At 67.5% G+C, this 7748-nt stretch carries 13 protein-coding genes; all 13 read left to right on the top strand.

Annotated features, from left to right (window positions below):
* Nucleotides 1-29: 29 nt before the first annotated feature.
* Complete coding sequence (gene rplN, locus AC2VOP_RS11940) at nt 30-398, top strand: 50S ribosomal protein L14 (RefSeq protein WP_067091049.1); 369 nt, start codon at nt 30-32, stop codon at nt 396-398.
* Nucleotides 399-722: a 50S ribosomal protein L24 gene (gene rplX / locus AC2VOP_RS11945; protein ID WP_486961164.1), complete on the top strand. Its 324-nt coding sequence runs from the start codon at nt 399-401 to the stop codon at nt 720-722. It abuts the gene before it with no gap.
* A complete protein-coding gene (rplE, locus tag AC2VOP_RS11950) occupies nt 719-1300 on the top strand; it encodes a 50S ribosomal protein L5 (RefSeq protein WP_486961165.1) in 582 nt (193 codons plus the stop codon). Before rplX ends, rplE begins: the two co-directional genes overlap by 4 nt.
* Before the next feature lie 5 nt (nt 1301-1305).
* Nucleotides 1306-1491 carry a type Z 30S ribosomal protein S14 gene (locus AC2VOP_RS11955; RefSeq protein WP_486961166.1) on the top strand — a complete coding sequence of 62 codons (186 nt, stop codon included), beginning with the start codon at nt 1306-1308 and terminating at the stop codon, nt 1489-1491.
* Between the two features lie 52 nt (nt 1492-1543).
* Nucleotides 1544-1942 (top strand): 30S ribosomal protein S8, encoded by a 399-nt coding sequence (rpsH, locus tag AC2VOP_RS11960; protein WP_486961167.1) that lies wholly within the window; start codon nt 1544-1546, stop codon nt 1940-1942.
* Nucleotides 1943-1955: 13 nt separating this feature from the next.
* Nucleotides 1956-2495, top strand: a complete 540-nt coding sequence (rplF, locus tag AC2VOP_RS11965) for a 50S ribosomal protein L6 (protein WP_486961168.1) — start codon at nt 1956-1958, stop codon at nt 2493-2495.
* Between the two features lie 41 nt (nt 2496-2536).
* On the top strand, nt 2537-2905 hold the full coding sequence (gene rplR / locus AC2VOP_RS11970; RefSeq protein WP_486961172.1) for a 50S ribosomal protein L18: 369 nt from the start codon (nt 2537-2539) through the stop codon (nt 2903-2905).
* 47 nt (nt 2906-2952) lie between these two features.
* Entirely contained in the window at nt 2953-3672 is a 720-nt protein-coding gene (rpsE, locus tag AC2VOP_RS11975; RefSeq protein WP_486961173.1) for a 30S ribosomal protein S5, read from the top strand.
* A 73-nt stretch (nt 3673-3745) separates the two neighbouring features.
* Nucleotides 3746-3931 (top strand): 50S ribosomal protein L30, encoded by a 186-nt coding sequence (gene rpmD, locus AC2VOP_RS11980; protein WP_486952402.1) that lies wholly within the window; start codon nt 3746-3748, stop codon nt 3929-3931.
* The gene (gene rplO, locus AC2VOP_RS11985; RefSeq protein ID WP_486961169.1) at nt 3931-4371 is read left to right on the top strand and encodes a 50S ribosomal protein L15; all 441 of its coding nucleotides are present in this window, start codon (nt 3931-3933) and stop codon (nt 4369-4371) included. Before rpmD ends, rplO begins: the two co-directional genes overlap by 1 nt.
* A 160-nt stretch (nt 4372-4531) precedes the next feature.
* On the top strand, nt 4532-6325 hold the full coding sequence (gene sppA / locus AC2VOP_RS11990) for a signal peptide peptidase SppA (protein ID WP_486961170.1): 1794 nt from the start codon (nt 4532-4534) through the stop codon (nt 6323-6325).
* A gap of 22 nt (nt 6326-6347) precedes the next feature.
* Complete coding sequence (locus tag AC2VOP_RS11995; RefSeq protein ID WP_486961174.1) at nt 6348-7112, top strand: SDR family NAD(P)-dependent oxidoreductase; 765 nt, start codon at nt 6348-6350, stop codon at nt 7110-7112.
* A partial coding sequence (locus AC2VOP_RS12000) for an alcohol dehydrogenase catalytic domain-containing protein (RefSeq protein ID WP_486961171.1) occupies nt 7109-7748 on the top strand: 640 nt, incomplete at its 3' end. The genes AC2VOP_RS11995 and AC2VOP_RS12000, both read left to right, overlap by 4 nt.

A 7748-nucleotide genomic window follows, 5' to 3' on the forward strand; every position in this document is an offset into this window, starting at 1 on the left:
CGCGCCTGCAACCACGTTGAGGAGATCTGGTGATTCAGCAGGAATCGCGGCTGAAGGTCGCCGACAACACCGGCGCCAAGGAGATCTTGTGCATCCGGGTGCTCGGCGGGTCGTCGCGGCGCTACGCCGGCATCGGCGACGTCATCGTCGCGACCGTCAAGGACGCCATCCCGGGCGGCAACGTCAAACGCGGTGACGTCGTCAAGGCCGTGGTAGTGCGCACCGTCAAAGAGCGCCGCCGTGCCGACGGCAGCTACATCAAGTTCGACGAGAACGCCGCGGTGATCATCAAACCCGACAACGACCCGCGCGGAACGCGCATCTTCGGGCCGGTCGGGCGCGAGCTGCGGGAGAAGCGGTTCATGAAGATCGTCTCGCTGGCCCCGGAGGTGCTGTAGATGAAGGTACACAAGGGCGACACCGTGCTGGTCATCGCCGGCAAGGACAAAGGCGCCAAAGGCAAAGTGCTGAAGGCCTACCCGACCCGCGACCGAGTGTTGGTGCAAGGCGTGAACCGGATCAAGAAGCACACCGCGATCACCACCAACCAGTCCGGCGCGCAGTCCGGTGGGATCGTCACCCAGGAGGCCCCGATTCATGTCTCCAACGTGATGGTGGTCGACTCCGACGGCAAGCCGACCCGGGTGGGTTACCGGGTGGATTCCGAGACCGGCAAGAAGGTCCGCATCTCCAAGCGCAACGGCAAGGACATCGGGTTATGACGAGTACGACGACGGCAGAAGCCCCCGCAAAAGTTCAGCCTCGGCTGAAGGTGCGCTACCGCGAAGAGATCCGGGATGCGCTGCGGAGCCAGTTCACATACGCCAACGTCATGCAGATCCCGACCGTGGTGAAGGTCGTCGTCAACATGGGCGTCGGCGAGGCGGCCCGGGACGCCAAGCTGATCAACAGCGCCGTCAACGACTTGGCGCTGATCACCGGGCAGCGTCCGGAGATCCGTCGGGCCCGCAGGTCGGTCGCGCAGTTCAAACTGCGCGAAGGCATGCCGATCGGAGTCCGGTCGACGCTGCGCGGTGACCGGATGTGGGAGTTTTTAGACCGGCTCATCTCGATCGCGCTGCCGCGAATCCGCGACTTTCGCGGCCTGTCGCCCAAGCAGTTCGACGGTGTCGGCAACTACAGCCTCGGGCTGGCCGAACAGTTGGTGTTCCACGAGATAGACATGGACTCCGTCGACCGCACCCGCGGCATGAACATCACCGTCGTCACCTCGGCGGCGACCGACGACGAAGGGCGAGCGCTGTTGCGGGCCCTCGGCTTTCCGTTCAAGGAGAACTGAACTACATGGCGAAAAAGGCGTTGGTCAACAAGGCGGCGCGCCAGCCCAAGTTTGCGGTGCGCGGCTACACCCGTTGCAGCAGGTGCGGCCGGCCGCGCGCGGTGTTCCGCAAGTTCGGGCTGTGCCGGATCTGCCTGCGCGAGATGGCGCATGCCGGCGAGCTACCCGGCGTGCAGAAGAGCAGCTGGTGAAGCGCGGCAGGTCCGGTGGGGGAACCGCCGCGAGGAAGGTGATGTTGCGCCCATGACGATGACGGACCCGATCGCGGACTTTCTGACCCGTCTGCGCAACGCCAACTCGGCGTACCACGACGAGGTGACCCTGCCGCATTCGAAGATCAAGGCCAACATCGCCGAGATCCTCAAGCAGGAGGGCTACATCACCGACTACCACGTCGAGGATGCCCGGGTGGGTAAGGCGTTGGTGGTGCAGCTCAAGTACGGCCCGAACCGGGAGCGCAGCCTGGCCGGTCTGCGCAGGGTGTCCAAGCCCGGCCTGCGGGTGTATGCGAAATCGAGCAATCTGCCGCGGGTGCTCGGCGGTTTGGGCGTGGCGATCATCTCCACCTCGTCGGGTCTGCTCACTGACCGCCAGGCGTCCCGGCAGGGCGTCGGCGGAGAAGTCCTCGCGTACGTGTGGTGAGGGGAATCTAGGTATGTCGCGTATTGGTAAGCAGCCTATTCCGGTTCCGCCCGGAGTCGACGTGACCATCGACGGGCAAGACGTGTCGGTCAAGGGACCCAAGGGCACCCTGGAGCTTACGGTGGCCGAACCGATCCGCATCGCGCGCAACGACGACGGTGCTCTGCTGGTGACTCGCCCGGACGACGAACGCCGTAGCCGATCACTGCACGGTCTGAACCGGACGCTGGTGGCCAATTTGATCACTGGGGTTTCGGAGGGTTACGTCATCAAGATGGAGATCTTCGGTGTCGGTTACCGGGTGCAGCTCAAGGGCTCCAGCCTGGAGTTCACGCTGGGTTACAGCCATCCGGTGGTGGTGCAGGCGCCGGAGGGCATCACCTTCGCGGTGGAGACCCCCACCAAATTCTCCGTCTCGGGTATCGACAAGCAGAAGGTCGGCCAGGTGTCGGCGAATATCCGCCGCCTCCGTCGTTCGGACCCGTACAAAGGCAAGGGCGTGCGCTACGAGGGTGAGCAGGTCCGTCGCAAGGTCGGAAAGACAGGGAAGTAGCCATGGCGCAAGCACAATCAGGCACCGGATCTCGAAAGACGGTGGGGCAGAGTATCTCTGAAGCCAGACGCATTGCCCGCCAGCGTAGGCATGCGCGGCTTCGTAAGAAGATTTCGGGGACCGCCGAGCGGCCCCGGCTGGCGGTGCACCGCTCCTCCCGGCACATTCACGTGCAACTGGTCGACGACCTCAACGGCACCACCCTCGCCGCCGCCTCGTCGATCGAGGCCGATGTGCGCGGCGTGCAGGGTGACAAGAAGGCCCACAGCGTCCGGGTAGGTCAGCTGATCGCTGAGCGGGCCAAGGCCGCTGGCATCGACACCGTGGTGTTCGACCGGGGCGGCTACACCTACGGCGGGCGGATCGCCGCGTTGGCCGACGCCGCGCGCGAAGGCGGATTGAAGTTTTAAATGAATCGCTTCTCAACCGAGACTGGAAGGAACCCGTGATGGCCGAGATGGCCGAGCAGCCGACCGCAGGGGCCGCCGCTCCGGACACCGGCAGTGCAGCCCCCAGTGAACGCAGTCAACGACGCAACGACGGGCGTGAGGGACGTGACGGCCGCGGCCGCCGCGACGGTGGCCAAGGCGGTCGAGGTCGCGACGGCGAGAAAAACCACCTGGAGCGGGTCGTCGCGATCAATCGGGTGTCGAAGGTGGTCAAGGGTGGCCGCCGGTTCAGCTTCACCGCGCTGGTGGTCGTCGGCGACGGCAATGGCATGGTCGGCGTCGGCTACGGCAAGGCCAAGGAAGTCCCCTCCGCGATCGCCAAGGGCGTCGAAGAAGCCCGCAAGAACTTCTTCCGGGTGCCGTTGATCGGCGGCACCATCACCCACCCGGTGCAGGGCGAGGCGGCCGCAGGGGTGGTGCTGCTGCGCCCGGCCAGCCCCGGTACCGGGGTGATCGCCGGCGGTGCCGTTCGGGCCGTGCTGGAATGCGCAGGGGTGCACGATATCTTGTCCAAGTCGCTGGGCAGCGACAATGCGATCAACGTGGTGCGCGCCACCGTCGCCGCGCTGAAGATGCTGCAGCGTCCCGAGGAGGTCGCTGCGCGGCGCGGCCTGCCGATCGAAGACGTCGCGCCGGCGGTGATGCTCAAGGCGCGCCGGGAAAGCCACGACAACCGGGTCAGCCGGGAAAGCGAAGCGCTGGCCGCAGCGCGCGAAGGAACGACATGACGCGCGTCGGCGACGTTGCCGTGGGGCCACCTCCTGATTGCGGGGGACGTAGCGATGAGAAGGAGCGGCGCAGATGGCCAAAGCAGAGCTGAAGATCACCCAGGTGCGCAGCACCATCGGAGCCCGCTGGAAGCAGCGGGAGAGCCTGCGAACCCTGGGGCTGCGCAAGATTCGTCAATCGGTGGTGCGTGAAGACAACGCCCAGACCCGGGGCCTGATCGCGGTGGTCCACCATCTGGTCAAGGTGGAGGAAGCCTGATGCCCATCAAGCTGCACGACCTGCGCCCTGCGCCCGGCTCGAAGACCAAACGCACCCGCGTCGGGCGCGGTGAGGGCTCCAAGGGCAAGACCGCCGGGCGCGGCACCAAGGGCACCGGGGCACGCAAGAACGTGCCGGTGCGGTTCGAGGGTGGTCAGATGCCGATCCACATGCGGCTGCCCAAGCTCAAAGGTTTCCGCAACCGGTTCCGCACCGAATACGAGGTCGTCAACGTCGGGGACCTGGGCCGGCTGTTCCCGGGCGGCGGCGCGATCGGCGTCGCCGATCTGGTTGCCAAGCGGGCGGTGCGGAAGAACTCGCTGGTGAAAGTGCTCGGCGACGGCAAGCTCGCCGTCAAGGTCGACGTCACCGCGCACAAATTCAGCGCCAGCGCCCGGGAGAAGATCACCGCGGCCGGAGGTTCGGCCACCGAGCTGTAGTCGCCGCCGGGGGATCACCTCCCCGGCGAGCGTGCGTGAAATCGGGTTTCTCGCTGGCGTGTCGGCCGGGGACACGCACGCTCGCGGGGGGCGTGTCGGCCGGGGACACGCACGCTCGCGGCTGGGAGCGCCTGGGCACGGCTGGGTAGGCTGGAAAGCTATGTTCGCTTTCCTGCCCCAGCTGCACGACGTGCGGGCCCTGGCGCGGCGTATCGACACCGCCCGCCACCACGGGGTGCCCAGCGGCTGTGTGCTCGAACTGGACCTTCAGACCGTCCCGCACGAGACCGGCGGCTTCGATCCGCTGGCGTTGATCAGCTCCGGCGGGCGGCCACCGTTGCTGCACAGCGTGGTAGCGGCGATTCATCGCGCGGCCGACGATCCGCGCGTTGCCGGACTGATTGCGCGGGTACAGCTTCCTCCGACGCCGGCCGGGCCGGTTCAGGAGTTGCGGGAGGCGATCGCGGCTTTCACCGCGGCCAAGCCGTCACTGGCCTGGGCCGAGACCTACCCGGGAACCCTGTCGTACTACCTGGCGTCGGCGTTCGGCGAGGTCTGGATGCAGCCGTCGGGCACGGTCGGGCTGGTCGGATTCGCGACCAATGCGTTGTTCCTGCGTTCCGCGCTGGACAAGTTGGGAATCGAGGCCCAATTCGTCGCCCGCGGCGAATACAAGTCGGCGGCAAACCTTTTCACCGAAGACAGTTACACCGATGCACATCGGGAGGCCGACACGGCGCTGGTGGAGAGCCTGCATACGCAGGTGCGGCAGGCGGTCGCCGAATCCCGCAAGCTCGATGCCGGTGTCGTCGACGCGCTGGCCGACCGTGCGCCGCTACTGCGTGACGACGCTGTAGCTGCCGGGTTGGTCGACCGGATTGGCTTCCGCGACCAAGCGTATGGCCGAATTGCCGAGCTTGTTGGCGCCGAAGGCATCTCACCGGAGGCAGGCGACGCTGACTTGTCCGACGCGGCGCCTCCGCGGCTCTACCTGTCGCGCTATGCGCATGCGACCGCGGAGCGGCCGGGACTGCCAGTACCCGCACTGCCGGCCGTGCCGGGACGCAAACCCAGACCCGCGATTGCGGTCGTGACGGTGGCGGGTCCGATCGTCAGCGGCCACGGCGGGCCACAGCTGCCGTTGGGCAACCGCCCCGCCGGTGCTGACACCATCGCCGCGGCGTTGCGCGAGGCGGGTGCCGACGACGACGTCGCCGCCATCGTGCTGCGGGTGGACAGCCGCGGTGGGTTGGTCACCGGAACGGAGACCATCTGGCGCGCGGTGAACCAGGTGCGTGCAACCAAGAAACCGGTGGTGGCCTCGATGGGTGCGGTGGCCGCCTCCGGCGGCTACTACATCTGCGCGGCTGCTGACGCCATCGTCGCTAACCCGGGCACCATCACCGGATCGATCGGGGTGGTGGCCGGCAAACTGGTCGCCCGCGAACTCAAAGACCGACTCGGCGTCGGCAGCGACACCGTGCGCACCAACGCCAACGCCGACGCGTGGTCGATCGACGCGCCGTTCACCTCCGATCAGCAAGCCCAAGTCGAGGCGGAGGCCGACCTGCTCTACGCCGATTTCGTGGCGCGGGTTGCCACTGGGCGACACCTGTCCGACGACGCGGTGGACGCGGTGGCCCGCGGCCGGGTGTGGACCGGCGCGGACGCGCTCGAGCGCGGCCTCGTCGACGAACTCGGCGGGCTGCGCACTGCGGTGCGTCGCGCCAAGGTGCTGGCCGGGCTGGATCCCGACGCCCAGGTGCGGATGTTGAGCTACCCGGGCTCGTCGCTGTGGGAGTTCCTGCGTCCGCGCGCGTCCTCGCGGCCGGCCGCGTCGCTGGTCGACACGGTGACCACCCTGGTTGGGCGGTCACTGGTCGGGAGCTTCGGTCAGGCGCAGCGGTCGCTGACTGGTGCCAATGTGCTGTGGCTGGGCGACTCGCGGCTTTAAGCTTGCCGTCATGACCTACGAGATCGCGGGCAAGCGAGTGCTGATTACTGGAGCGTCGTCGGGGGTGGGCGCCGCGCTGGCCCGCCAGCTCGCCGCCCGACATGCGGTGGTCGGGCTGATCGCGCGCCGCCGCGACCGGCTCGCCGCGGTGCTGGCCGACTGTCAGCGCAGTTCACCGGCATCGGTGATGTGGGCGGCTGACCTGGCGGATACGGCCGCGATCGGTGAGCTGGCGCGGCAGGCCGGCGAGGGGTTGGGCGGCATTGACGTGCTGGTCAACAATGCCGCAATTCCCAAGCGCCGCAACGTCAAAGCGCTCGACCCCTCCGAGGTGGAGACCGTTATGCGGGTCAACTTCTTCGCACCGATGCGCTTGACGCTGGCGGTGATGCCGGCAATGCTGGCCCGCGGCGAGGGCGTGATCGTCAACGTGTCCAGCATGGGCGGCCGGCTGGGGATCATCCACGAAGCCGCCTACTGTGCAAGCAAGTTCGCGCTCTGCGGCTGGAGCGAGTCGATGGCCGTCGACCTGCACGACAGCGGCATCTCGGTGAAGCTGATCGAGCCGGGCGCCGTGGACACCGAAATCTGGGATCAGCCCGACAACGACGACCCGGTCTACACCGGCCCCAAAGTTCCGCCCGACGAGGTCGCTTCCGGCATCATCGCCGCGCTGGGCAGTGACCGCTTCGAGCATTACCTGCCGGACCTGAAGGCGGTCGTCGACGCCAAAACCGTCGACCCCGATTCCTATATCGCCGGTGCGGCTGCGATGGTCCGGTCATGAAGGCGCTGGTTTTCGGGGTGCCGCCGGAGCCCTTCGACGTGCCGGAGGGGGCCAGCCAGCTGGCCAAGAACCTCGCCCAGAGCCCCGTCGGGCTGCGTGACGTCCCGGACCCAGGGTTCCTGCACGACGACTGGGTGGTCACCCGGCCCCGGCTGACGGGGGTGTGCGGATCGGATTCCAAGCAGATCCTGCTGGACTTCGGCGAAGACGACGTCGACAATGCGATGGCCGCGTTCTGTTCCTTTCCGCAGGTGATGGGCCACGAGGTCGTCGCCGACGTGGTGGCGCTGGGACCGAAAGCCACCGGGCTGGACGTCGGGCAGCGGGTGGTGCTCAACCCGTGGCTGTCGTGCCGGCCGCGGGGCATCGAACCGCTCTGCCCCGCCTGCGAATCCGGCGACTACAGCCTGTGCTGGAGTTTCTGCGACGGCGACATCAAGCCGGGTATCCACACCGGGGTGTCGGCCGACGCGACCGGTGGCTACGCCGAATTGATGCCGGCCCACGATTCCATGCTGTTCGTCGTGCCGGAGTCGGTTCCCGACGAGGTCGCCGTGTTCGCCGACCCGTTCTCGGTGTCGCTGCATTCGATCACCCGGCACCCGCCGCCGCCGTCCAGCCGGGTGCTGGTCTACG

Source organism: Mycobacterium sp. TH-M106 (assembly GCF_057473765.1).